Source organism: Shewanella livingstonensis, from assembly GCF_003855395.1.
In the GTDB taxonomy this organism is placed as follows: domain Bacteria; phylum Pseudomonadota; class Gammaproteobacteria; order Enterobacterales; family Shewanellaceae; genus Shewanella; species Shewanella livingstonensis.
The window spans coordinates 932927-958937 of record NZ_CP034015.1 but is presented as its reverse complement, the minus strand read 5'-3'; the positions used below and the strand labels follow the sequence as shown (position 1 = coordinate 958937).

18 protein-coding genes and 1 riboswitch are annotated in these 26011 nt (G+C 41.7%); of the genes, 5 read left to right on the top strand and 13 right to left on the bottom strand.

Annotated features, from left to right (window positions below; all coding sequences use genetic code 11):
* Positions 1-17: 17 nt before the first annotated feature.
* Both EGC82_RS04200 and EGC82_RS04195 read left to right on the top strand, forming a co-directional pair.
* Positions 18-386 (top strand): DUF4144 domain-containing protein, encoded by a 369-nt coding sequence (locus EGC82_RS04200; protein WP_124729645.1) that lies wholly within the window; start codon positions 18-20, stop codon positions 384-386.
* Positions 387-603: 217 nt separating this feature from the next.
* Positions 604-1740, top strand: a complete 1137-nt coding sequence (locus tag EGC82_RS04195; protein ID WP_124729644.1) for a site-2 protease family protein — start codon at positions 604-606, stop codon at positions 1738-1740.
* 93 nt (positions 1741-1833) lie between these two features.
* On the opposite strand, the gene EGC82_RS04190 is transcribed toward EGC82_RS04195, so the two are convergent.
* From EGC82_RS04190 to EGC82_RS04180, 3 genes are all read right to left on the bottom strand, one after another.
* Positions 1834-2952, bottom strand: coding sequence for a succinylglutamate desuccinylase/aspartoacylase family protein (locus EGC82_RS04190; protein WP_124729643.1), 1119 nt, complete (start codon positions 2950-2952; stop codon positions 1834-1836).
* A gap of 4 nt (positions 2953-2956) precedes the next feature.
* Positions 2957-4252: a lysine-sensitive aspartokinase 3 gene (gene lysC, locus EGC82_RS04185; protein WP_244212571.1), complete on the bottom strand. Its 1296-nt coding sequence runs from the start codon at positions 4250-4252 to the stop codon at positions 2957-2959.
* A 257-nt stretch (positions 4253-4509) separates the two neighbouring features.
* Positions 4510-4684: riboswitch (Lysine riboswitch) on the bottom strand.
* 275 nt (positions 4685-4959) lie between these two features.
* Positions 4960-5403: a DUF3293 domain-containing protein gene (locus EGC82_RS04180; RefSeq protein ID WP_124729642.1), complete on the bottom strand. Its 444-nt coding sequence runs from the start codon at positions 5401-5403 to the stop codon at positions 4960-4962.
* A 676-nt stretch (positions 5404-6079) separates the two neighbouring features.
* Here EGC82_RS04180 and arcA point away from each other — a divergent pair.
* On the top strand, positions 6080-6796 hold the full coding sequence (gene arcA / locus EGC82_RS04175; protein ID WP_124729641.1) for a two-component system response regulator ArcA: 717 nt from the start codon (positions 6080-6082) through the stop codon (positions 6794-6796).
* A gap of 90 nt (positions 6797-6886) precedes the next feature.
* Here the strand turns inward: arcA and EGC82_RS04170 are convergent, their stop codons facing one another.
* Complete coding sequence (locus EGC82_RS04170; protein ID WP_124729640.1) at positions 6887-9184, bottom strand: S9 family peptidase; 2298 nt, start codon at positions 9182-9184, stop codon at positions 6887-6889.
* A gap of 174 nt (positions 9185-9358) precedes the next feature.
* Here EGC82_RS04170 and EGC82_RS04165 point away from each other — a divergent pair, with 174 nt between their 5' ends.
* Both EGC82_RS04165 and EGC82_RS04160 read left to right on the top strand, forming a co-directional pair.
* Complete coding sequence (locus EGC82_RS04165; protein ID WP_124729639.1) at positions 9359-10351, top strand: class 1 fructose-bisphosphatase; 993 nt, start codon at positions 9359-9361, stop codon at positions 10349-10351.
* A gap of 206 nt (positions 10352-10557) precedes the next feature.
* Positions 10558-11742 (top strand): tetratricopeptide repeat protein, encoded by a 1185-nt coding sequence (locus tag EGC82_RS04160; protein ID WP_124729638.1) that lies wholly within the window; start codon positions 10558-10560, stop codon positions 11740-11742.
* 114 nt (positions 11743-11856) lie between these two features.
* On the opposite strand, the gene EGC82_RS04155 is transcribed toward EGC82_RS04160, so the two are convergent.
* From EGC82_RS04155 to EGC82_RS04115, 9 genes are all read right to left on the bottom strand, one after another.
* On the bottom strand, positions 11857-13116 hold the full coding sequence (locus tag EGC82_RS04155; protein ID WP_124729637.1) for a dicarboxylate/amino acid:cation symporter: 1260 nt from the start codon (positions 13114-13116) through the stop codon (positions 11857-11859).
* Between the two features lie 425 nt (positions 13117-13541).
* Positions 13542-14546 (bottom strand): DUF7281 domain-containing protein, encoded by a 1005-nt coding sequence (locus tag EGC82_RS04150; protein ID WP_124729636.1) that lies wholly within the window; start codon positions 14544-14546, stop codon positions 13542-13544.
* Positions 14534-15754 carry a phosphoenolpyruvate carboxylase gene (locus EGC82_RS04145; protein WP_124729635.1) on the bottom strand — a complete coding sequence of 407 codons (1221 nt, stop codon included), beginning with the start codon at positions 15752-15754 and terminating at the stop codon, positions 14534-14536. Before EGC82_RS04145 ends, EGC82_RS04150 begins: the two co-directional genes overlap by 13 nt.
* A complete protein-coding gene (locus EGC82_RS04140) occupies positions 15751-16404 on the bottom strand; it encodes a hypothetical protein (protein ID WP_124729634.1) in 654 nt (217 codons plus the stop codon). Before EGC82_RS04140 ends, EGC82_RS04145 begins: the two co-directional genes overlap by 4 nt.
* Positions 16404-20123 carry an ATP-binding protein gene (locus tag EGC82_RS04135; RefSeq protein ID WP_124729633.1) on the bottom strand — a complete coding sequence of 1240 codons (3720 nt, stop codon included), beginning with the start codon at positions 20121-20123 and terminating at the stop codon, positions 16404-16406. The genes EGC82_RS04140 and EGC82_RS04135 overlap by 1 nt, the downstream gene beginning before the upstream one ends.
* Positions 20124-20472: 349 nt before the next feature.
* Positions 20473-22092, bottom strand: coding sequence for a methyl-accepting chemotaxis protein (locus EGC82_RS04130; RefSeq protein WP_124729632.1), 1620 nt, complete (start codon positions 22090-22092; stop codon positions 20473-20475).
* Positions 22093-22593: 501 nt separating this feature from the next.
* Positions 22594-24159, bottom strand: coding sequence for an alkyl hydroperoxide reductase subunit F (gene ahpF / locus EGC82_RS04125; RefSeq protein WP_124729631.1), 1566 nt, complete (start codon positions 24157-24159; stop codon positions 22594-22596).
* A 110-nt stretch (positions 24160-24269) separates the two neighbouring features.
* Entirely contained in the window at positions 24270-24839 is a 570-nt protein-coding gene (gene ahpC, locus EGC82_RS04120) for an alkyl hydroperoxide reductase subunit C (protein WP_124729630.1), read from the bottom strand.
* A 255-nt stretch (positions 24840-25094) separates the two neighbouring features.
* Positions 25095-25838: a spermidine synthase gene (locus tag EGC82_RS04115; RefSeq protein ID WP_124729629.1), complete on the bottom strand. Its 744-nt coding sequence runs from the start codon at positions 25836-25838 to the stop codon at positions 25095-25097.
* Positions 25839-26011: the final 173 nt, after the last annotated feature.

The following is a 26011-nucleotide window of genomic DNA, read 5'->3' as shown; positions in this document are numbered from 1 at the left end:
GGGTAAATAGATAAACTATGCAACAAGTACATTGGCCTGCAATACTCAAGTTTGATCAAGATGATGAGTTAATGTATCTAGCTAATAAACAAGATTGGTTGAGCTTTATTTGTGCCAACCAATTTACCCTTCAAACCAGCGATAAACTTATCGATAGTGTCGGTCATGCCTATACTATTCAAACGCATGCGCAGCAATCTAGCAATACCTGCGTGGCTGAACTGCCTTCATTGGTTAAGCAGAGTCAAGATGTGAGTGTATTACAGTTGCTACCTCTTGTGCGTCAGTATGGTCAATTTCAAGGCCATTGTTGCAGTGCAAAAATAGTCTTTACCACCATTGAACAAGGTATCGCGACCATCGCCGAATTAGAACAGCTTTATTAAACTCGCTCCCAAAATGGAGTTAAGCATAAGTAACCTGCTGATTATCGTTACTGATATTAAATTTACCGATTATTGATGATGGCTAATGTTTATCTTAATCATCCGTTATACATTAACACCTAAGATGGCGAATATAATTGTTGAACCCATTGAGCAACACTCACCGCTCTGGCAAAATGCCATTATGCTCACCGTCCATAAACCCTGAGAATCCTTAATGGAATTACTAAATATTGAATGTCTAGGTAAACGTCTGCGACTAGAAGGCTCGATTGCGGGTTGGCAGCAACTTTATTGGGACAATCAACTGGTATCGCAAAAGTCTGCTAGTGCTACCGACCAAGCTTTTCATATCCATTCATTTGAACTGACAACTCAAACGTCCGCACCAATTGAAACCGATGCCAGCGAAGGCGTAATGGTTTCACCCAATATAGGTGCATTACCAGTACGATTAGAAATTGATGTCAACTGGCAACCATTTCAACTTGATTATTGTTTATTAATTGAAGATGAGCTTATTACCCAAGGAAAGCGAACCGTTGAGGATATTGAACGTCAGACACCTGAAGTTGTAGCCGTAAAAAATCAAAAAATCAGTGTAGTTGGACTTGCTTCATTAGGTTTTAAACTGTTAAAAAGCGCCAAAGTGGTAAAAGTCCTTTTTGCGGGGGCCAGTGTTGCCGCCTATTCTTGGCTATTTTCATTTGAATTTGCCTTAGCACTCATCGGCTGCTTAGTGTTCCATGAATATGGTCATATTCGAGCCATGAAGCATTTCGGCATGAAAACCAAAGGTATCTATTTAATTCCTTTTGTTGGTGGCTTAGCGTTAAGCGATGAGCGCATCAACACCCGCTGGCAAGATGTGTACATTTCGATAATGGGTCCCACTTTTGGACTGATTTTATCGATTATCTGTGTAGGACTTTATTGGATAACCGGTAACGTATTTTTTGCTGGATTAGCCGCATTTAACGCCCTACTAAATCTATTTAATTTACTGCCCATTTTGCCTCTTGATGGCGGCCATATTTTAAAAAGTATCAGCTTTTCGATGAATAGTGTTGTCGGTCTAGTTGCTTGTATTGCTGGCGCCGCTATTGGCGTATTCATTAGCTATAGCTTAGGCCTTGCTTTACTTGGTTTTCTATTGCTTATTGGCAGTGTCGAGATTGTATTTGAGTGGCGTGGGCGCCATCAAAGCCATTTATTACCCTTAGATCGCTACGGACAAATCTTCTCTACCGTATGGTATTTACTCACAGTAGCCAGCTTAGTAGGGATTATTTGGTACTTTGCAGGTTCAGGCGATGAAATGCTAGCCATTCCATTGCAAATTTTAGGCAGTTAATCCTGTTTTGTTGCTACCAATATAACCTAGCCTCATGAATTGCCAACTTAACACGCCTGCAAATTGCAGGCGTTTTTGTTTCAATATGGCCAGTTATGTTGAGGGTATAGCAAACACCTTAGTCATCACCTTATACAACTCTGTTCCTTGATGAACAGACGCTGAAGCAAAATGTAAAATAGGCACACAATCCATGGGAAAACTAATAGCTTGATAAACCTGCTCAGATCCATAAAGATCCATTCGCAAAATGTTCACTAATGGCTGCCCAGCCGTTAATGGTTTTCCTACCGCTGCGCAATACTCAACTAAGCCGGCTTTAGGTGCATGAAACTTTTTGTAATCTCGTAAGTAACAACCAAAGCGCACCATTTTTGCAGGGTTGATTTTATTAGCAATCACACCACGATAGCTTAAATACGCCAATATGCCTTTGGCATCTTCTAAGGCATCAGCTAAATCAATCCGTTCTTGGCTGGCCAACTCTAAAGTAAATGCCGACACCGGTACCGAAAATTCACGTCCCTGACTCAATGCATACTGAGTTAACTGCCACCACGGACAAAATATCGCTTCATCCATCGCACCACCAAAACTATTGGGGATAATCAAGGTATACGGGATAGAGAAAAATCTGGCCGCATCAATATCATACTCTGGGCAGTATAAGTGTTTGCACGATTTAGGCCCGGTATGCAAATCAAGCACGATGTCGGCTTGGTGCGCCATAGTCTGCAAACTAACCGCTAACCGATGACCCGTAGATATCCCAAAAGGATTATCCAACCTAGCCCGACACGCTTCAACTAACATCGAACGATAAGCCAGAAACAAGCCATCATTGGTTAAGTGTTGGTGATCGCTATACCAAGCATCAACATCGACTTGGTGATCAAAATACTCTCGGTTCCAATTAACGCCGGTAATAGGATCGAAGCGGCCTAAGGTAAATTCGCCACTTTTTTGATTAATCCCTAACGGATTAGCCAATGGTGCAAACCTTATATCACCCAGTACCTGGTAGCCTTCTAATAAGGTCATCAGTTGATAAATTACCGCATTACCCTGCACTTCAGCACCATGAACATTGGCCTGAATATACACGCTAGGCGCGGATGAATTGCTGCCTGAGAATGAAAATAACGGCACGGTCAATGCGTGCCCGGTCGCCAGCTCTCCGACCTGTACCGATGACTGGATAGCTTTAGTCATATCATCACTCAAACAAATTTTGGTGCAAAGCATTAACCACTTGCGCCGCCTCAGATTCGGCCACCAACACACATAAATTATGCGGACTGGCGCCTTGGCAAATCATTCGCACATTGTGGTTTTCAAGCACTTTAAACACCCGACTACAGATGCCAGCCGTCGAGGCTATCCGATTACCGATAATGGCGATTAACGCTAAATCTTCCTCAACTCTTACACGACAATGTTGCGATAACTCTTGTAGTAATGACTCACTGAGTAAACCCTGGCCGCTTGAATCAGAACCCGTTTTATCTAGGGTTAACGAGACGTTAACTTCCGAGGTGGTAATTAAATCGACTGATATTTTGTGCCGCGCCAAGGTCGCGAAGGTTTCAGCCAAAAAGCCCTGAGCATGTAACATTTGCAAGCTATGCAAGTTAAGTAAAGTTTGATCGCGGCGCAATGCCACCGCTCTAAACACTGGAGTATCTTCCACTTGATGGCGTATCCAAGTACCCCCCATTTCTGGCGCTTTACTTGAACCTACAAACACCTGAATTTTTTGTCTTACTGCCGGTAAAATAGTGGCGGGATGTAATACTTTAGCACCAAAGGTTGCCATCTCAGCTGCTTCATTAAAGCTAATTTCAGCAATCGGGCGGGCATTAGGGGCTATTCGTGGGTCGGTGGTATAAATACCGGCAACATCGGTCCAAATCTCAACCGCTGTAGCACAGAGCGCTTCGGCAAGTAATGCCGCAGAATAATCACTGCCGCCACGACCTAACGTGGTTGTTCTGCCATTATCATCAGCACCAATAAAACCTTGAGTGACAATCACATAATCTGTAAGCAGTGGTTGTAGAAAGTCACTAGCAAGTGTCGCTATCGCTTCAATCTGTGGTTCTGCACGACCAAAATGACTGTCGGTACGTAACACTTGACGCACATCGAAATAATTGGATGCGACGCCTTTTTCACGGATAACGGCAGAAAATAAAATCGATGAACATTGCTCGCCAGTAGACAGTAATTCGTCCATCACCGCTTTGCTGCGATCAAGTTCCAAGGATTCACTTAATACCGACATCCGGCTAAGAATTTTATCAATACTGGCAGCCACATCTTGCGGACGACCTAATTCATCTAAAATCGCATATTGAATTTTGGCAATTTGCTTAAGTAATACCAAGCGGCGCTCGTCATTAACGTTAGCCTGGGTTAACTCAACTAATAAGTTAGTTACGCCACTGGAGGCACTCACGACCACAAGACGAGTGGCTTGATTAACTAACACAATATCTGCACAACGGCTCATAGAGGCGTAATCAGCAACTGAAGTACCACCAAATTTGGCGACGACTAATTCAGGACGACGAATATCAGAAACAACGGTCTCGGTAACCGTTTTAGGGGCGACAGTTTCAGAAATAATACTCATATAGATGCCTCCGCAGTTTGCGAAAGACGACAAAACAAGATGTGATTTACTAACATGATATACGCTCCGAACACACTACGTTCGAAGAGCCTGGTGCTAAGATAACGCACCCTTATAGAAGGGAAACAGCAATCATCACCAGAAGCTCTCCACCAAAAAAATAGGTGACAATCGTTAGGATTCAGCCTAAACGACCGATATCAATGTTTGCCAAACAAACTGATACCTCGGCGCTAATCTCCATCATAAGTGGTCATCGGATTGGCATCCTCTCACTTACTACCTAGTTAACGCTCCTCTTCTGCTCCTCCCGAAGGAGGACGTTGAAAATAGCAATAAAAGCCCTAACAAGTCAATCAGCAAACGCAGTAAAAATAGACTATTTTATTAAAAAACAGTGTTGTTATTGAACATTCTGTTGTGAAAGTCACCCAACTACGATTGTTCTTTATTACGAAAAAAAGACAATAAAAAGACAATACGCATCACAAACCCAATATACATAAGACAATGGCTTGCTCATTGTCTCGAATATCGATCCAAATTATTTGTTAGTGCTTAAGCCGTTAGATTTACCTCATCACTCATCTGGTGGATGAACTAATCTCCGGTAGTTCACTCACCAGGCGCAATCGATTATTAAATACACCCATTTGAATTTCAGGCTTTATGGTATCAAGACAAGCAATCAAAGATAATAAACCTTGATTGACGTAGTAAATTGCATGTTGATTAAACTCTCTACCAAGCTCAACTGCCTGTTCTTTATCAATAAAAATAGCCCAACTCTTTTCCATGTATGACAGATCAGGTGCTGCACCAATTAATCCGCGATAGGGACTATTATATTGTTGAATTTTAGATTGAAGCTGACGATCAAGTAAACGATTTTGACTAGGCGAGAGGATAGAACCCCGGGGGTTATGAGCAGTAACAATAGCAAATGGGAAATCACCAGAAAGGCGTTGAGTGAACAAAAAATGAGTCGTTTGATACTCATTCCACAATGTATCGATAACATTTTCCATAATAAATTTTCGTCAATTAAGCCAAAATTAGTCTAGCAGATAGGTTGGACTTCGAAAAGGTTTGCGATCTAAATCACAAGTATGATATTTAAAAGCTCTTTACTATTATAGTGTTAGCCGTGTTAATCTTTCATATACTCGACTGTTATATTAATTTTTTAACATTTAATTTGTTAACAAATGCCTAAAACGAGTACAATAACCATTACGAACTATTAAATCAGTGTAGCAAAGATGGTTACATGCACCTCAAAAAATCAGCAAATATTGTTGTGAGTGTGATGATTTATTGAAGTAAAGTTTACAGTCGTACTAAATTTGTTCTACATTTGATAAAAGATTAATACGCATAAATAAGTTTGTTATAGAAGGAACTATCTTTCTAAATTGCATTCATAGTAAGTAAGCTTAGATACAACCAATTTTACACCACTTTTTACACCGTTATGCATAAGTGCAAACACGTATCTTGGCATAATAGTAATGAATCGACACAAGCAGGCTCAGTAACCAGTATTTAGTGTTACGTAATAGAGTTTATAGAGAGTGTTTAATTCAAGGTAGACATAGATAAACACCAAAAAATATCGGAATATTAGTGCATTAGCTAAAGCGCTATTGCAATTTATTAGCTCAACGTAGCTAGAATCGAATTTTATAAAATTAGGTATATATCATGCAAAGTCCGCACATTTTAATTGTTGAAGATGAAGCCGTAACTCGTAATACACTACGCAGTATTTTTGAAGCTGAAGGCTATGTTGTTACTGAAGCTAACGATGGCGCAGAAATGCATAAAGCCATGCAAGACAACAAGATAAACCTTGTTGTTATGGACATTAACCTACCCGGAAAGAACGGTTTGTTACTAGCACGTGAGCTACGTGAAATTAATAACATCGGCCTTATCTTTTTAACCGGTCGTGATAACGAAGTTGATAAAATTCTAGGTCTTGAAATTGGTGCAGATGACTACATCACTAAACCATTCAACCCTCGCGAATTAACTATTCGTGCACGTAACCTATTAACTCGCGTTAATAATGCGGCGGCAGAAACAGAAGAAAAAGGTTCTGTTGAGTTTTATCGTTTTAATGGCTGGAGTTTAGAAATTAATAGCCGCTCTTTAGTGACACCACAAGGTGAATCTTACAAGTTACCACGCAGTGAATTCCGTGCAATGCTTCACTTTGTTGAAAACCCAGGTAAGATTTTAACCCGTGCAGACTTGTTGCTAAAAATGACTGGCCGTGAATTAAAGCCACATGACCGCACTGTTGACGTAACGATCCGTCGTATTCGTAAGCACTTTGAAAGTTTGCCAGATACACCAGAAATCATCGCGACAATCCATGGTGAAGGCTATCGTTTTTGTGGTGACTTAGAAGCGTAATCTTTTAAGGTTAACCGCAATAAAAAACCAGGTGATTCACCTGGTTTTTTTATGTCTGCCTGTTGGCTAATCATTTAACGATACGAGAGATCACTTCAATTGTTGATCTAAAAATGCCGCTAATGATTTATATAAATGATTACGCACTTTCTCGCCACGCATAGAATGCTTAGACCCAGGATAATCCATCATCTGGAATAACTTACCTTCATCTTGCAACGCTTTGTAGACTCGAGTGCTGTTTTCAAACAATACATTATCATCAGCCATACCGTGATACATCAATAAGCCCGACTGATAATTTTTTACATAAGGCAGAATGCTACTAGCATCGTAACCTTTTTTATTGGCTTCAGGATTGCCCATGTAACGCTCGGTATAATGAGTATCATACAAACGCCAATCCGTTACTGGCGCACCCGATATTGCCGCTTTAAAATAATCAGGTGCCTTAAACTGACTCATCAACGCCATATAACCACCATAACTGTGACCATAAATAGCAACGTTGTCGCCGTCAATAAACGGTAAACTGCGTAGGTAATCAACACCCACCTTTTGATCGTCTACTTCTGCATCGCCCATATTTTGATAAATAACATGTTCAAACTCAGTACCACGATGCGCTGAACCACGATTATCTAATTGAAATACCGCATAGCCTTGCTGCAATAAATATTGAGTAAAATAATCGGCTTCGCTCCAACTGTTCACCACTAACTGAGCATGTGGCCCGCCATAGACACGCACTACCACTGGATACTTTTTAGCCGCATCAAAAGGCACAGGTTTAAATAAACGATACATTAATGGCTGACCATCTTCAGCGCTTAATTGACCAAACTCAGGCATTTGCCATAAAGCGGCATAATCATATAGAGGATGATTTTTATCAATTTCATTTTGCTCAACCCAAGCTAATTGCTTACCGGTGTTATTATGTAAACTGATTTGCGGCGGTTGTTGCAAGCTACTAAAGTAATCTAAATAGACTGGCTTTTTATTGGCAAATACGGCTTCATGCATACCTGCAGCCTGGCTAACTCGTTCAATAGAATCAATACCAGTATTAAAGTTAACCCGGTATAAATGACGCTCAATTACACTGTCTTTACGACCACTAAAATACACCCAGCCAGTTGCTTCATCGACAAACTCAAGTGCATCAACAGCCCAATCACCTTGGGTTAGTTGCTTAAGCGGCTTGCCTTGCAAGTCGAACAAATACAAATGATTAAAACCATCGCGCTCCGATCCCCAAATAAATGCTGATTGTTGCTTTAAAAAGTGCAAATCGTGGTTTAAGTTAATCCACGCTTTACTGCGCTCTTCAATCACGGTTTTAGCTTGTGTCGGTTGAGTTATCGAGGCAATACGAAGATCGAGTGTTTGCTGATCGCGGCTTTGCCATTGAAATGACACATGCTGGCTGTCTGGAAGCCAATCAACTCGCGGTAAATACATGTCTTTTGGGGTACCTAAATCGATCCAGTTTATACTTCGATCTTTTAGGCTAACCACCCCTAATTCAATCTCAACATTAGCTTTACCGGCATAAGGGTAACGCTGCTCGGTTAATTTAATCCCTTCTGCGTAAATTTCATTGCGTGTCACTAACTCAACACCCGTTTCATCAATACGAGTAAACGCAATCGCCGACTCATCTGGCGCCCACCAATAGCCTGTCATACGGTCCATTTCTTCCTGGGCGACAAACTCTGCCATGGCATTTTTAATTGGTCCTTTGCCGTCAGTGGTGAGTGCCGTTACTTTTTGACTATCCAATGACAATACAAATAAGTTTTGATCGCGCACAAACGATACAAAGTGACCTTTAGGAGACAAACGCGCATCGGTAGCAAAGCCTTCTCCAGTATCTAATTCGGCCACCTTATTATTGGCAACATTATATAAATACAACTTACCCGCGGCTGGAATTAAAATACTTGCGCTATCTTCTGACCAAAAGTATTCCATGATGCCTTGACCATAAATACGTTGACGCTCGCGGCGGGCTTTTTCTTCATCAGACAACTCCCCTGCGTCTAATTGGTCGGCATTAATCAATACACTACGTTTACCGGTAGCAATATCCATTTGCCATAAATCATACAAATGTTGATTATCAGCACGGCTTGATAAATAGGTGACTCGCTTTCCGTCTGGCGATAAAGCTAATCCACGCGGGCTTGAACCAGCTAATGCCGGAGAGGCATGAATACGCTCAATGGTGAGTGGCGTAGCGTTACCTTTTATTGCCGTCAATGTCGCGGTAGTCGATGAGTTCATGATGCTGCCTTTAGCGGTTGCTGAAAAAACCGCGCTGGTAAAAAGAAGTGGCACGGCAGACACTGCCGCTAAAGCATGATGCTTCCATGTTATGGTCATTATTATTAATCCTTGGGCAATTCAATCCGCCCACATTTTGCCTTAATTTACAGCAAAACCAAAACCCCAGATAACAATCGCTGAAATTAGCGTCATTGTGGGGTATGATTTGCACATAACTGATAAGAATGAATAACCTCGACCTTAACCTCGCAAAATCTCATAGGAAAAATCATGCAGACTTTGGCCCAAACCCTTAGCGCACAAGCCGTAAACATCTCTTTAACACAATTACTGTTAACCTTAGCTGACACTTCAAAAGCCATTAGTGTTGCCGTACGTCATGGTGCATTAGCGGGTGTTTTAGGCGCGACAGATCAAGAAAATGTTCAAGGCGAAACCCAGAAAAAGCTAGATGTAATCACTAATGACATGCTTAAAGATACTCTTAAAGCCGACGGTAATGTTCGGGGTTTAGCCTCTGAAGAAGAGGATTACGTGGTTGAGGTTAACGCAAAAGGTGAATATTTAGTCTGTTTTGACCCACTTGATGGCTCATCAAACATTGATATTAACTCACTGGTTGGTACTATTTTCTCGGTATTGCCAGCCCCAGCTGGAGAGCTAAACGAGCAAAGCTTTTTACAAGCGGGTCGTAAGCAAGTCGCGGCAGGTTATGTATTATATGGTCCATCGACTATGATGGCATTAACTACAGGTAAAGGTACGCAATTTTATACGCTAGACCCTAACAGCCAAGAATTTTTACTGACCGACAATAACGTGCAGATCACCCCAGATACTGCTGAGTTTGCGATTAACATGTCAAACCAACGTTTTTGGGAAGCACCAATTCAAACTTATATCGCCGACTTATTACTTGGAACTATCGGCCCTCGCGAACAGTCATTTAATATGCGTTGGATTGCGGCTATGGTTGGTGATGTGCACCGTGTATTATGTCGTGGTGGGATTTTTGCTTATCCAACAGACAATAAAAACCCTGAAAAACCATTTAAATTACGCTTAATGTATGAAGCGAACCCAATGGCATTGCTAGTTGAGCAAGCTGGCGGTAAAGCCTCAACAGGTTACGAAACCATATTGGACATTCAACCAACGGCAATCCATCAGCGTGTGGCGGTGATTTTAGGTAGCGCTAACGAAGTTGATACCTGCTTAAGCTATCATGGTATTGATTACAGTGAAGAGCCATCAATTGACTAATTGATTATGCTGTAGAAAAACCGCCAGTTGGCGGTTTTTTCATTTATGCGCTGCAGTTGAACTTATTGATAACCTGAATGCAGCAAATAAACACCGTTAATCAAAATACCAATTTGAACCATTAAATAATAGTGAATAATTATTTATTTACAACAACTTAAATTCATTTCGAGTTATTTTAAAGATATGAGTAAAGGACTATAACGATGCAGCCCGCTAGACCATCGAATAAAAATAAATACATTGCGGCTATTGTAGTATTACTGCTTGTTAGTATCAGTGTTTATGCTTATCTGATCTCAACTAAATCAACACCGTTGCCAAATGGCACTATTTTAGTGCTTCCGGTAAATATCACTCCTGACAACTCAGGTAACATCGACCCACAATGGAATCGTTACGCAGCAATGGATATGCTTATCTATCAGCTCAACCTAGGAGTCAATTACCCTTTGCTGCAAACCGAAGATATTATTAATATTATCTCACTGGTCTCTAATGAACAGCCAAATAAGACTATCGATATTAAGCAAATGATGGCTATTTCTGGCGCGGTGTTGGTGATTGAATCAAGTATTACAGGCGCGAATAATCAGTATCAATTAGCGTTTACTTTACATCAACAGCAGCACACTGAAACTGGAGTTGTTAACGCCTCCAGCATTGAGCAAGTATTACTCACCGCAGCCAACTTAATGGCCCAACAGATCCATCCACAGCAAAACAAAACCACACCCCAGCTCCATTCACGCTTTAGTCCTCCGCAACTGGTCAGCGCAATAGCACTACTGCAAGGTGGCGATACAGTGGCTGCTGAAGAGCAATTAACGGCACTGATAAACACCACGCCCGATAACCTGGTGGCTCAACGTCTACTTGCCAGCATCCAATTGCAGCAACATCAATATCAACAGCTTAATACAACATTGATAGCAGCAATCGATCTAGCTACGCATCAGCAAGATGAGCGAGAGCTAGCCAGACTAAGATTGTTATTAGCGCAAAGCTACACTGAAACCGACAGAATAGAGCAAGCATTAGGTGTACTTACCATTGCCAAAACCAATGCTGCGAAAGTGAAAGACTGGTTAACCCTGGGCTATATATCACAACTTGCAGGCATGATAAATCAACGTATAGGCCGTAATGATGAGGCCAGAGAGCAGTTTAAAAAAGCCATTGAATATCATCAAATAATGGGCTACCCGATTGGACAAACACAGGCGCTGAATGAATTGGCAGAACTTGAGGTGATTGAGTTCAACTACCCACAAGCTTATCGCTATATTAACCGCTCTTATGAACTGGTTGCTCATCGCGGTTTAGATGATTTAGAAAAGACGACATTCAAGCTGATGACTAAGATAGAAAATAAAATGCAGCACAGATAACATCTTATATATTCGACACAACAGGTGCGTCAATATAAAACCTTAAGCATATGACCTTAGACATAAAAATGGCCTGTATAGCAGGCCATTTTTATTCATACTGCTAAACGAGTTTTATACTTTCTCAGCTGCAATTTTTTCAGCCTCAAGCTGATGCGCTTGTTCAGTTTGATCAACAATGGTTAATACAGCTGTGTCACCGACCACATTGCATGAGGTTAATACCATATCAATAATACGGTCTAATGCGGCAACAATCACAAATGCCTCTGCTGGTAAGCCTAATTGGTAAATCAATACCCCAATCATCACCATGCCACCACCAGGAACACCACCAGCACCCACCGACAGTAAAAATACGCTAAACAATAATGACGGAATTTGATCATTACTGATTGGCATACCAAAGGCGTTAGCAACAAAGAAAATCGCAATAGTGATATAAATCGACACACCGCCCATGTTCATGGTTGCACCTAGCGGCACACCAAAACCAGCCACCGCTTTACTCACACCTAGTTTGTCAGTAAGAGTACGCATGGTTACCGGAATAGTAGCGTTTGAGCTAGCAGTAGACAATGAGAATAGAATTTGTTCTTGAGTTTTATCTCTGAAAGTTTTCGCTGAAATTGGAGTGAACAGGCTAACAGAATATGGGTATACGATAAAAATCCAAATCAATAATAAAGCCAAAATAAGCACTAAATATTCAACTACACTGACAAAAATCTCAGGCTCTAAGGTTGCGCCTAATTTAAACATTAAGGCGAATACACCGTATGGCGCTAAACTCATTACCACTGAAATTAAACGCATCATGATTTTATTGGCGGTTTGAAATCCTTTAACGGCTCCCTCAACCGATTGCCCCATTGATTTAATGACACCGCCCATTAATAAAGCCATAAAAATCACTTGCAACATATTGCCAGAGGTAAAGGCTGAAAACGGGTTGTTTGGTACAATACTCACAATTAACGACATTAAATCAGGCAGTTCTGTGGCGGTAATATCCAGCGAACCGTTGCTCGACATATCCACGCCTTTACCGGGCTCAAATATCATTGCGACGGTAAAAGCAGCTAAAATCGCTACCATGGTATTAATGATATAAAACCCAAAGGTTTTACCCCCTAAACGGCCAAAGCTTTTTAAATCTTGTAACTCACACACACCGCACACAATACTCACAAACACCAGTGGAACCACTAGCATCATAATCATATTGACGAACATGGTGCCAACACCACTGGCTAGGCTAACTAACGTGCCACCAAAAAAAGCATTATCTGCCAGTAAAAACTGCACAATACTACCAAGCAGAACCCCAAAAAACAGACCGATAAAGATCCGTGCTGAAAGTGATTTTGTCATCTATAAATTTCCCTTCGAAATGGCAACTTCTGTTGCTAATTATTGTTATACCAATCCTGGTGCTTATTCTTTTCGAGCGCTGAAATACTGAGACATAGCGCAATATATTTCAATCACCTTATGAACAAAAGTGATTACTTAATCGGCGCTTAACAAGCATGCAATATAAAAGCTAAAAATAACAATCGATTATAGACTTAGTTAATCATTAACGATGGTATAACCAGTAATAGATTTAGGACGAAAACAGCTAAAATCAGCGCGTATAGCGATAAAAATGAAATAGACAACGAGAGTAACAATCAGTTTGAAGGTTTTTCTTGCTGATTAAGTGAGCTCGACTCTGTTTAATAAATGGGGGTAGCTGGCTCAATCAGCGTAGTGTTTTTTTATTCTGCATAGTGGTTTTATTATGAAGAGTGGTTTTATTCTGAACAGTGGATATTAAGTAACGTCAGCGACATGGATTTGGCTAACATATGTTGTTGTTTAATGCTCACGCAATGTTGTCCGAGCCATTGCACTAACGCTAACCACTGCGGATTATATATGATTGATTGAGAGGAAGATTGATAACCAGATAGAGACTTTGATTGATCGTTAGAATGTGCATCTCGATGCAAGTTATTAAGGTAAGCCCATTGTTTATGTTGTTTATGAAAATCATTCGTCGAATTTATCTGGGTTAACGTTAATAACTTATCAGGCGACGCTAGTGCAAGTTGCGGCACTATTATGCTGCGACAAGACTCAAGGGTATTGGCAATCATTAACCCTGCAGGATCAAGATCCGTAAAGCCAATTACATTGATGTTGAGTGGTTGAAGTAAGTGTAAAAAACGCTTTCGACCTGCTGGCGAATAGTCATGACTACCACGGTATAACACCATGCAGTTATTGATTATTGCCTGTAAATCTGGGGTAAATGAATTGGCAAAAAAGTGATCAAAACTGTCGAGGTTCTCTACCACGATGAGGTTCGTTAGATTGAGTTGCTGACAAAGCGCAATCGCACTGTCGGCCTTTAATCGCAGTGAACAATTATGTACAGATAATAAATCGGCCACTGAACCTGGCGCTAAATCAGTCTCTAGGCTTTGAGATAAACTAGGCGCTAGCTTCATTAATACATAGTCAGCTTCAGGGCTGATGTTAGCGTATTTTTCATTAGCGCTGAGTTGCGACATCTGTTGGCGGGGCACATCAAAATCAAGGGCCAGAATATCTAAGCCCGAATCAATTTGGGCCATGTTACGCAGTAAAACATAATCGTTTGCAGTCAAATACAAGTACTTGTCAGTTCCATCGGTCTCACCTATTTGCCACAACTGATACAATTTTTTCCAATCGGCAGTGAACTTCACTCGCGGCAAGCGCTGCTTTGCCGCGTGTTCCATTAGCAGTAACTGTCTTTTGCTTAGGCTAGCCATAACTCAACATCGTTAATGATAAAGTTACCGCTATAAACCGGATCAGGTTTACCTATCGGTTCAAGCTCAAAGTAATTTTTATGCTCATCGGCTAAGCCTTCATAACCACCAATGACTTGATAAAGCCAGCTTTCTGCATCCCATTGCAGTTGTTTCTCGGTTAAATAACTAAGCGCTGATTGGCGCAAACCAGAATCAATCACCTCACAAAAATATTCATCCACGGCTATTTTAAGGGGATTTTCAGGGATATCGAAATCCTCACTATCGCCCATTTCAAAGGTCACGTTGTGCTCACGCAGCATGGCAGGTAACGAGTCGCGACTAATAGCTTTAACTTGTGCCACTAAGCTCATCAGTTCTAATTCGTGATGAGGGTTAGACACATCAACACTTGCAGGGGCTATCAGCGCTTCAGCACAATTAAATAATACCGGCACAGCTTTATGCATTACATGGTTTTCAGGTTGATAATCTGGATGCATGCTGGTGTGCAGTAACCAACCTTTTAGTAAGCGGGTGCGCCCTTGAATTTGCCTAAACCGCCCAAGTAACTCATATAATCTCGCTTGGACAATACTCAACTCTTGAGTACATTGACTTAAGGTTTCTTGCAAACTGGTCATCAATAAACGGCGCAGTTCACGGATATCACCAGCAATTTCACCTAACTCGCTAAATTGAAACATCTCTAAGCCATTAAGCAGCTCTGACACCTGACTTTGGGCTAGTTCGTTTTCACGGATTTTTGCGCTTATAGTCCCAACATAACCAAATTCGTTGTTAATTCGGCTCCATAACACCCGAATGGAATAACGTAAACTGTCGGTAAAACTGTACACATGCTCATTTAAATCGGCTAAATAGGCTTCAGCTGCACTGAAATCGACATCGCGACGTGCTTCTTTGTAATGATCGGCTAAGGTTTTTATTGTGGCTAGCGCGGAGCCGACGTTGGCATCTATTTGCCTGTTGCGCTCATCGCTTAATGCTTCTTCTAATAATGCCCGCACCGAACGCTTTAAGCGCAGTTCTTGATCGGGCTCTGGTCGCCATAAAATGCCACTTTTTCTTAGCTTTTCGATAACGCCAGCATCGTGAGCAGTGTCGCTTATCGAGCCTGCTAAATATGCATCCATAATGACGTCGGCATTTCGCCCGAGTTGTTTGAGCAGCTTTACCCCGGCTTGGTGTAAGTTACTGCTCATATCAAGTCCCTTTGGGTCGCGGTTTCGGCTTGTGCCTCAAGGCTTAAGCCTTCTGTTTCATCAATAAAGCGGATCACTTCGTATAAATAATCTAATTTACCGGTGGCGATATAAATCTGCTTTTCGCTGTTCGGTTTGGTTAAATAACCCAGCTCAACTAACCGTTTAAACACCAACTTAATTTGGCCATCAACGTTAGTACTGCTTGAGCCGAATAATCGGTAATGGCTCAACTTAGTGAGTTGCTCTCTAAAAGCTGGCGTGTCTTCAATACGCGCTTGTAAATCGGTTAAGCGGATCGGCGCACCTTCGCTCAGCGGAGCATCTTGACCACTGGCTTCTTGCACTAATACCAACCATTCCACTAATGGAATCAGTCCTGCACAAATGTCTTTAAATTGCGATGAAATCACTTTGCGCTCAACCTCGCCGAGCTGCAAATAACCACAAAAAAACACTTCACCCTCACCAGCACTGGCAATGGTGCGATTAATTTGGTTAAGGTAGGTTTCAACTCTGTCGCGAGTGCTGTTGTTTTTTAATGCCCGCCAACCGTCTTCATTGGTCACTCGGCAAATAAACTCACCACGCAACAATTGCTCTATTAATGCGCCGGTACCTACTAAGGTAGTTTCAGTCGATTCAGACATTAGATGTGCTCCTTAGCAGTTTCAGCGCGAGTCATTTCCGCCGTAGGCATTTCGGTTTTAGTGTTACGTTGCGATAAACGGGTCGCTAACGGATTGGCTTTAGGTTTAACGACCTGCAGCTTTTTAGTTTGCTTATTAATGATGTAACGGTTAGCAAATAGACTTAGCACTTCAGACTCAGGATTTGGGAAAGCCCCTAGTACACTGATATTGTTGTTCTCACAAGCATCGAAGATTTTCTTCACGTTAGTGTGATGCAGCGTACCTAACTCATCAATTGGCCAATGGATAGTGACATTGGCTTTGCCGCGCAATAAACGGGTGAAGGCCAATAAAAACTTACATAAAATAAGGTACGCCATACCATGACTTGAAGACTCGTTTAACTGACGGTCGGTACGAATAATTAAGTCGCTGTTACCTTCTTTTAGCCGTAGCTCAATTTCGAGCAATTTAGCAATACCGCCGGTTAATGCTGCACGGCCAATAATGTCTAATGCACGGCGCATTGAGTTAGTGTAATGCTCGTTCGGTAGTTGGCTGAAACCATCTGCTTTCCACGCCTTAAAGGCCTTAACAAACACTTCAAGTTCAGGCCAAAACTCCAGTTCGCTGATGCGAGAGCGAATTCGCACAGCCGATTCTGATACTCCTTCAAGGAATAACTCTTCACCCACTTCACGAGTTATACGTGCACTTTGGCTGGCTATACGGCGGTCAATATCGGTTAACACGTCATAAAACGCCGTTAAGTCGATACCAAAAATACGCCCTTGTTCGCGGATCGCCATTAACGATTGCGGTACCATCACATTCAATAACTGTTCAAGCTGTGGCACTAACTTGCGATAGTCGAGTAGACGAATACCTTTGTCGTTAACAAAGCTTGATTCATCGCGGGCGCGCTCCCAGAATTCGGCTAAACTAGAGCCCGATTTACTGGCAATGACCGAGTCAAAGTGTTCAACATATTGCTTAACTGAACCCATTAAGTAGTCACGTTTTAGCAATAAATCTTCGCCTTGGCGTAAACGCTCACCAATGCTACCCATGGCTTCGTCGTTATTGGCCGGCAACTTCAATTCTGCCAACTTGCGCATTACGGCACGCAGCTTAGTGAGGTTTTCAGATGCCTCAACTTGGGCTGCATCACAGGCTTTGCGTTCGGTTTCTAAACTGTCTCTACGGTGCTTTATTTCTGTCGTTTTCGCTTTTAGCAGTTGCTCCAATTCCAGCGTAGCACGCTTAACATCGGTTAATTGAGTTTGCACTTTAGGCTTTCGAACTAGCCAGGTATGTTGATACCAATCATCAAAACGCAACACTTCACTGCGCCGTTGTTCAGCATTACTGATGCAGGCTTCAAGATCGCGGATCTGCTTTTTAAGCGCCAAAATGGTGCCTTCATCAACACCACGTGACTTAAGCTCATTTTTGTACCAGGTTTCACCTGCTTTCTGCTCGGTTTTAGCATTAGCACGGCGTTGTTCAATATTGGCTTTAATCTGGCCTAATTGATTATCAATGGCGCCGACCACTTCTTGCCAATAGGCATTTTTTTCCATGCGCGCTTCAAGCGCCTGCTCTTTTTGCTCGCTTAACCAGCCAAGGTGCTGATTGCTAAGCAGCTTAAGTTCATTATCAAGTTGCACTAATCGCTTGCTCGAATCGGCTTTACGATCTGCCACAGCTTGATTGATTTTTTGCTGTTCGTTACGCTTCTCGTCAAACAGACGGCGTAAGTCTTCACGGCTATTTTTATACGCTGTTCGGGCAAAGGTCAGTTCGCGGGTGATGCTATCGAGCGCAGCATTCATAGCAACCAGTTGATCTTCCGCTTCGGCATGCATTTCTTGGGCACTTTTTAGTGCTTCTTCTGCTTTAGCTAAACGAATACGTAAATCTTGCTCTGTGGCGGCATACTCTGGCACATCAATGGCTTTAAGATCGAGATTAACCCCAAATAATGCTTCACTGCTGTCTTTGGTTAAACTTGGGTGTAGATCGCTGCGATGCAACAACTCTGGCGCGATAACTTTACCAAAGGTGTGCTCCCAACCGTGGGCTTCTTTGCGCAGAAACTCCAACAAGGTATGCGACTGTGGGAACAACATATGGTGCAGTTCTTCTTTGGCATTTTCTCGGTCACTAACGCGAATACTGGAGATGCGCAGCGCTTCGTTAGCTTGGTCGCGCTTGGCCCGTTGTTTACGCTCTTCTGTGGTTAAACGATCGACCTTTTGATTACAGGTTTCTTGCTCTTCATCAGCGAGGCTTATACGCTCATCGAAAATAGCTAAGCGCATTTTTTCATCTTCGGTGTAAGTCACACCATCAACTTGATGCTTAAGCTCGGCAGCGGTTAATTTAAGTTGATATTCTTGTTCGCTAAATTTAGCTTTGCCTGCATCAGTTTGCTCGCGCCATTGCAGCTCTAATTTAGCGATATCGTCATTGGCAAGCTCACGTTGCTTATCACGTGCTTCACGTTGGGTGTCTTGCTCGAGATGTAGCGTTTCAAGTTCGCGATGTAATTGCTCAGCAATTTTGCTACGGCGGGCATTAAAGGCGGCTTCAATATCTTGGTGTTTTTCGGTTTGTAATTTATGACGCTCGTTAAGGTTTTCAACATCACTGCGCCAATTAGGCAAATTATCTAAATCAGCTTTGGCTTGTTCAATGTCGGCATCTAAAAAGGCAGCATGCTGGTCTTCAATGGCATTAAGTTCATCTTCAAACTTGCCTGAGTCGCCTTTAGCTGCAGATAACTCTTGGTTTAACTCATCGCGAACGTCTTTCCACTCTTCGTCTAATAAACGCAACTTGAGGTTTAATTCTTTACCATGAGTTTGGTTACGATCTTGGCGTTCAGCTTCTAAGGTTTCGTCGGCGCGATAACCGCGCGATAAACTGGCTAAGCGTAACTCGGCGCTTAATAACTGATTAAATTCTTGTTCGAGCTTTTCGTATTCTGGGCGGATTTGTTCAAAACCTTGCACTAGTTGGCTTTCTCGTATCCACGTTTCTACTCGCTGTGGATTCAGTCTAGATGTCGGTGGGTTTACCCCATCTTCTTCTAAAATGGCTGCGATCATTGATTTAACCGTTTCCATTTTGCCCTCTTTCGAGTGCACTGCTTTGGCGAGTTTTTCGATATGACGCAAGCTATGTTCGCCGTCACACAACGAGAACTGACGCGCGTAAGTCCGCAGCTCATTGCGGTTGCTACCGGTATTTAATAAGCTACGATCGTTTTGAATAATTGCTCGAAATTCACGAGTATTTAATAGATTGGTATGGGCTACGCCATCACGTTTTACTTCACGGCCAAGCTCGGCCATTGAATGACAAATAATCGTGTCGCCATTACGCGACTTAATATAATGATCTAACTCAAAAGCGCGGCCAATAAAGCGGTAATTAACCCCTTTACCATCACCGGCAGAGGCTAAAACAGCTTGATAAAGTAAGCCATCATCTTTTTGATATTCATAAATAATGTAGCTTGAATCATGGGGTAAATACCAACGTTCGAAACTGTCACGCGTTGACGGCACAACGCGGCTTGGGTACTCGCCGTAAAATACTGGCACCAAGCGTTGTAGGGTTGTTTTACCCGAGGCATTGGTACCACAAATATTAGTGTGACCACTTAATAACAGTTCGACTACACCTGGTAGGTGGGTATTAATTAACACGATTCTAATCAAGCTTGGCATGATAATCCTTTTCCAAACAGCTCACATTACAGTGATAAAGAAGCAAAATACGGATGAAAAAATAACGTCTGTTTATGCAATGGCAATAAAGTAAAACAAACGCGGGCTAGAGGCAATTTTCACCCACAAAAATTGGCTTTATAATACGCTAAATAATTCAAAAGTGGCGGCTAACAATGCAGCAAACAAGCAGAAACGGTTTATGTTCTACATATGTCGCTCGGTAGAGGCTATCAACACAACGGAGCAGAAGGCTTTTGGGCGCTGAATAAAATAAAAAACGCACAGATTTCTCTGTGCGTTTATTTATGGTGTACCACTCACATTTGGAGCTGAATTGTCAGCAGTATTATAATTTAAATTGTGAAGTAGCGTGATTAAGCTCATTAGCAAAACCATCTAATCCTTCTGAAATACCCTGCACTTCTGCAAGAATACCCAATGTTTGTTCAAATGATGCATTCATTTCAACCACATTATTCGCCACATGTGCAGCAACCAAAGATTGCTGTTCAGTGGCTGAAGCAATATGCGTATTCATACTGTTAATACTGACAATTTTAGATTGAATTGAGCTTAAGACTTCACCGGTATCTTTAGCATAACGCTCGTTCTCTGATGACTTAGTAATCGCCACACCCATAGTACTAACCGATGATTCAGCTGCGATTTTAAGCTTCTCTAGTACACCACGAATTTCTTTAGTTGCATCGGCCGTTTTAGACGCCAGCGCGCGAACTTCATCAGCAACCACGGCAAAACCTCGACCATGCTCACCCGCTCGAGCCGCTTCAATGGCGGCATTTAACGCCAATAAGTTTGTTTGTTCTGCAATTGAGGTAATCACGTTCAAAATAGAGCCTACACTTTCAGTATCTTTGGCTAACTCATTAATAGAGTTCGACGCTAGCTCAATACCTGAGTTGAGTTCTTGTGAAATACTCACAGTACGTTGTACTACCGCTAAGCCTGCGGTCGCTTCACGCTCAGCAACTTGCGCCGCTTCTGCTGCTTGCTGAGCACTGTGTGAAATATCATTGACCGAGTGGCGCATTTCTTCCATCGACATATGTACGGTTTTAGCATCATGACTTTGCTGCTTGGTCGCTTTAGTCGCGACTGCCATCCGCTCTTTTAGCGATGAAGCACTGTCTAACAACGGTTTAGTCACACTAACAACACGTTGAATAGAGTCAGCTAATAAGCGTAAAAAACGGTTAAAGTTACTTGATACTTGTCCGAGCTCATCAGTGCCTGCTACGGTTAATTGATGGCGTAGATTACCTTTACCGTCGGCTAATTCTCCCAATGAATTAGCCACATCTCCCGCGGCGCCACTAATGGCACGTGCAATCGAAATCGTCGCAAGTGCCATAAACACTAATAACGCGATACCTATGCCAAACGAAAGGTATAAACTTTGCTCTGAACGGTCGCCAGCTTCTTTAATGGTAGAACTAAATTCTGCCACTTTGTCAGCTTTATAAACCGTTATACCATTAGTTAATTTGTCAAAAATCTTGGCTTTTTTCTGGCTAATTTGTCCTACATTGGCCATATCAATAGTGCCGTCAAGCATTCCTCTGGCCAGAGATAGTGTCATGGTATTGTATTCACTAAGGCTGTTAGATAATTGCGATAAAGCTGCACTTTCTTGTTGATCGATAGTTGATAGATTCGTTAAATTATCTTTCAGTGATGCAAAGGTTTTATTGGCATTACCCAATAAATCTTCATCGGCAAACGATACCGCTTGGGTATATAGCTCATCTAAGCGCTGCACAAATATGACGTTCTGGTTTGCCAGCTCCACTCGCTGCGCCACTTTGGTTTCCATAAAAGATAATGTGTCACGGTTTTTATTAATCGCAACAGTACTTATGCCAAGGTTAACGGCAAAAATAATTACTGATAAGACAAAAATAAGTCCTACCTTTTTAAAAATTGACATGTTACTAAACCAATTCATATTCCGCCCCCAAGCGATAATCAACGAAGATAAAACAAACGTAAAGCTTATCAATACAGCCACTGAGATATTTTATTAAGACAAGTAATACCTAACCTCAATCCTTGAGACTGTTAGGGTGCTACTACGCTTCCCGCTTAACGCTAATCTTTGGTTAATTTACTATAGCTAATATTATATTATTGTTAAATAAATCTTTTTTAATAAGATCATGCTCTTGTCTAATCATGGCCTTGCATAAATAACGATCGGTTTAAACGACTATGTTGTAAATGTATATCGATGTAAAAGGCTATCGATGTAAAAGGCTATCGGCCTAAAATTAATATACTTGAAATTTTTCTAATATATCCAGATTGTTTATCCATTATTGCTAAGCAACAGATTAATTGTCTCAATGGTTTAGATTCAATACGACAAAAAAATAGCCCGCAAAATGCGAGCTATTCTTAATTCAATGAGATTATGTTAACAATCTCATACAACGGGTTATACAATACCTTATGCAGCTTTTACATCCACTTCTTCAGAATGCCTGATGAGATAATCAAATGCACCCAGTGATGCTGTTGCGCCGCTGCCCATGGCAATAATAATTTGCTTATACGGGGTATTAGTTACGTCACCTGCAGCAAATACACCAGGGATTGAAGTTTGGCCACGCTCATCGACAATAATTTCGCCGCGAGGAGTCATATCAACCACACCTTTTAACCACTCGGTATTAGGTACTAAGCCGATTTGAACAAAAATACCCGCTAGTGTAACGGTATTGCTTTCACCTGTTGCTCTATCGGTATAAATCAAGCTCGTCACACGAGTGCCATCACCTTTAACTTCAGTGGTCATCGCTTGAGTAATAATCGTAATATTACCCATTGATTTAGCCTTACGCTGTAGCACCTCATCGGCACGTAACTTACTATCAAATTCAAGTACGGTAACGTGTTCAACAATATTAGCTAAATCGATAGCCGCTTCAATACCTGAGTTACCGCCACCAATTACCGCAACACGTTTACCTTTAAATAATGGGCCGTCACAATGTGGGCAATACGCTACGCCTTTATTACGGTATTCTTGCTCACCAGGGACGTTCATTTCTCTCCAACGTGCACCCGTTGCCAAGATTATCGTTTTACTGCTAAGGGTCGCGCCACTTTCTAGGGTCACATCAAACAGACCATTTTTGGCTAAACTCAACGCACGTTGGTTTTGCATAATGTCGACGTCATAATCCTTAACATGGGCTTCAAGGTTAGCCACCAATTTAGGACCTTCGGTTTTAGACACTGAAATAAAGTTCTCAATACCAACCGTTTCAGCCACTTGGCCGCCAAACTTATCGGCAACAATACCGGTGACTAAACCTTTACGAGCAGAGTAAATTGCCGCTGCTGCGCCAGCTGGGCCGCCGCCAACCACTAACATATCAAAAACTGACTTTTGGTTTAATTGCTCGGCTTGTCTGCCTGCTGCATTTTTATCTAATTTGTTTAGTACTTCAACAACGCTAATGGCGCCAACAGAGAAGGCTTCGCCGTTCAAAAATACTGATGGCACTGACATGATATTGCGATCGCTCACTTCCTGTTGGAATAAAGCGCCGTCGATCATCACGTTAGTAATATTGGGGTTAATAGCCGCCATCATGTTCAGTGCTTGAATCACTTCAGGACAGGTTTGGCAACTTAACGAAATATAGGTTTCAAAATGAAATTTACCCGGTAACTGACGGATTTGTTCAATGATATCCGCATCTAACTTAATCGGATGTCCGCCGCTGTGTAATAGCGCTAACACCAGTGAGGTAAATTCATGGCCCATTGGCAGTCCAGCAAAGATAATGTTGGTTGCAGCTTGTGGGTTAATCACACTCATGCTTGGTGTACGCTGACCTTGCTGATACGTGACTGAAACTAAGTCTGATGAGTCAATAATGTCTTGCGCTAGGCTAGTGAGTTCTTTACCTTTATTTGAGTCATCTGCAGATACGACAAGTTCAACTGGGCGCTTGAGGTTTTGCAGATAGGTTTTCAGTTGATTTTTTACATTCGCATCTAACATAATAACTCCTAAAATGGATAATAATCGGTGAGTTTAAAAGTGCTAGTCAGTGCCGGGGGAACACCGACTAGCTGGAGATGATATTACTAACCTAAGGGTGAGCTTAGTCGTTAGATTTTACCGACTAGGTCAATTGAAGGAGCTAGTGTTGCTTCACCTGGTTGCCATTTTGCTGGACATACTTCGCCATCGTGAGTTGCAACATATTGTGCAGCTTGAATTTTACGCAGTAATTCAGATGCGCTACGACCAATACCTAGGTCATGAATTTCAGCAACTTTTACTTGGCCTTCTGGGTTAATAACGAAAGTACCGCGAAGTGCTAGACCGTCTTCTTCAATCATCACACCAAAGTTACGAGTGATTGCGCCAGTTGGGTCACCTATCATTGGATAAGTAATTTTACCGATTGTGTCTGAACTTGAATGCCAAGCTTTATGAGTAAAATGAGTGTCAGTTGATACTGAGTAAACTTCAACGCCCATTGCTTGTAGCTTCTCATAATGATCAGCCATGTCGCCTAATTCTGTAGGGCATACAAATGTGAAATCAGCTGGGTAGAAAAATACCACTGCCCACTTACCTAATAAATCTTGTTCAGTAACTTCAACGAAAGCACCATTGTGGAATGCAGTTGCTTTGAAAGGTTTGATAGTGCTATTGATGATAGATTGTGTCATGTCATGCTCCATTTAGATTTACATTAAACCCGATACCAATATGGTTTCGGTGATGATAAACAAACTGTGCTCGTCATCTGATGTAGCTATAATAGCGATGGACAATCATTAAGTATAACGGATAAAAACTATCACCTTAATCGGTTTTTTGCATTGAACTATCTTTGAGGGCATATCTTGTATCGGAGATCTGAATCATCAAAACCGAATACCGTTAAAGGACGATAGTCGATTAATGATGTTTGTTGATGAATGTTATTCCCAAGGACCAAATCGTGTTAATACTCGGCTAACATTAATATCGAGCTTTTGTGAAAGGGCTTGTAGCTCTTGCTTATTATTTGCAGCAGAAAAACAATTGGCTTTGTTGGTGGCAAATACCACCCAATTTCCGCCGCCAGTTAAACAGGCAAAGACTTGACTAAAATGCTCATGAAGAGTGTCACGTAGCTGTAAATCTCGGCTGTGCTCCTTCCAACAATTTAAGACTAAAAAACCATCTGTTTTAAGTAGCTGCTTTGTTTGCTCAATAAATTGGTTTGACAGTTGTTGCTTGTCTACGCCTTTGTCACTGTAGATATCAGCAAAAATAACATCAACTTTTTTATGCTCTGCTTGGGCTAAAAACACATAGGCATCTTCATGTATAACCGTTAGTTTTTTACTTAACGGTAATTGAAAAAAGCGTTTGGCTACTTCAATAACTTGCCCGCGCAACTCAACCGCGGTAATTTTAATCGCCGCATCAAAATGCCTAAGGGAATGCACTAATGCTCCGCCACCTAAACCTAAAATAATCACACTTTTGGGTTGAGTAAATAGCAATACAGCTAACATAGCCTGAACATAAGTATGTTGCGGTACATGAGGTTGACTCTTATCCATCTTACTTTGTTCGTCATTATCACCAAATGACAATACTCGATAGTCACCATCATCGAGCACACAAAAATCACCAAATCTATCACCGTCGACGTGCAATACTTTATAATCAGACATACTTTACTCTGTGAGGAGTCTTGCCTATATACCCGTTCCACTTGAAGATGCTCAGGTTTCCCCAAAGGGCTGGTTTATAAACGCTTTATGCTACGTTATTGATTTCGACAATAGAATAACTATTCTCTTCAATCAATGCCTTGCCTAAAAGCGTTTATAATTCCAGCTGAATC

Bases quoted from the DNA above. Each gene is read 5' to 3' on its own strand.
- EGC82_RS04200 (WP_124729645.1), top strand. From the start codon at position 18: ATGCAACAAGTACATTGGCCTGCAATACTCAAGTTTGATCAAGATGAT.
- EGC82_RS04195 (WP_124729644.1), top strand. From the start codon at position 604: ATGGAATTACTAAATATTGAATGTCTAGGTAAACGTCTGCGACTAGAA.
- EGC82_RS04190 (WP_124729643.1), bottom strand. From the start codon at position 2,952: ATGACTAAAGCTATCCAGTCATCGGTACAGGTCGGAGAGCTGGCGACC.
- lysC (WP_244212571.1), bottom strand. From the start codon at position 4,252: ATGAGCCGTTGTGCAGATATTGTGTTAGTTAATCAAGCCACTCGTCTT.
- EGC82_RS04180 (WP_124729642.1), bottom strand. From the start codon at position 5,403: ATGGAAAATGTTATCGATACATTGTGGAATGAGTATCAAACGACTCAT.
- arcA (WP_124729641.1), top strand. From the start codon at position 6,080: ATGCAAAGTCCGCACATTTTAATTGTTGAAGATGAAGCCGTAACTCGT.
- EGC82_RS04170 (WP_124729640.1), bottom strand. From the start codon at position 9,184: ATGACCATAACATGGAAGCATCATGCTTTAGCGGCAGTGTCTGCCGTG.
- EGC82_RS04165 (WP_124729639.1), top strand. From the start codon at position 9,359: ATGCAGACTTTGGCCCAAACCCTTAGCGCACAAGCCGTAAACATCTCT.
- EGC82_RS04160 (WP_124729638.1), top strand. From the start codon at position 10,558: ATGCAGCCCGCTAGACCATCGAATAAAAATAAATACATTGCGGCTATT.
- EGC82_RS04155 (WP_124729637.1), bottom strand. From the start codon at position 13,116: ATGACAAAATCACTTTCAGCACGGATCTTTATCGGTCTGTTTTTTGGG.
- EGC82_RS04150 (WP_124729636.1), bottom strand. From the start codon at position 14,546: ATGGCTAGCCTAAGCAAAAGACAGTTACTGCTAATGGAACACGCGGCA.
- EGC82_RS04145 (WP_124729635.1), bottom strand. From the start codon at position 15,754: ATGAGCAGTAACTTACACCAAGCCGGGGTAAAGCTGCTCAAACAACTC.
- EGC82_RS04140 (WP_124729634.1), bottom strand. From the start codon at position 16,404: ATGTCTGAATCGACTGAAACTACCTTAGTAGGTACCGGCGCATTAATA.
- EGC82_RS04135 (WP_124729633.1), bottom strand. From the start codon at position 20,123: ATGCCAAGCTTGATTAGAATCGTGTTAATTAATACCCACCTACCAGGT.
- EGC82_RS04130 (WP_124729632.1), bottom strand. From the start codon at position 22,092: ATGAATTGGTTTAGTAACATGTCAATTTTTAAAAAGGTAGGACTTATT.
- ahpF (WP_124729631.1), bottom strand. From the start codon at position 24,159: ATGTTAGATGCGAATGTAAAAAATCAACTGAAAACCTATCTGCAAAAC.
- ahpC (WP_124729630.1), bottom strand. From the start codon at position 24,839: ATGACACAATCTATCATCAATAGCACTATCAAACCTTTCAAAGCAACT.
- EGC82_RS04115 (WP_124729629.1), bottom strand. From the start codon at position 25,838: ATGTCTGATTATAAAGTATTGCACGTCGACGGTGATAGATTTGGTGAT.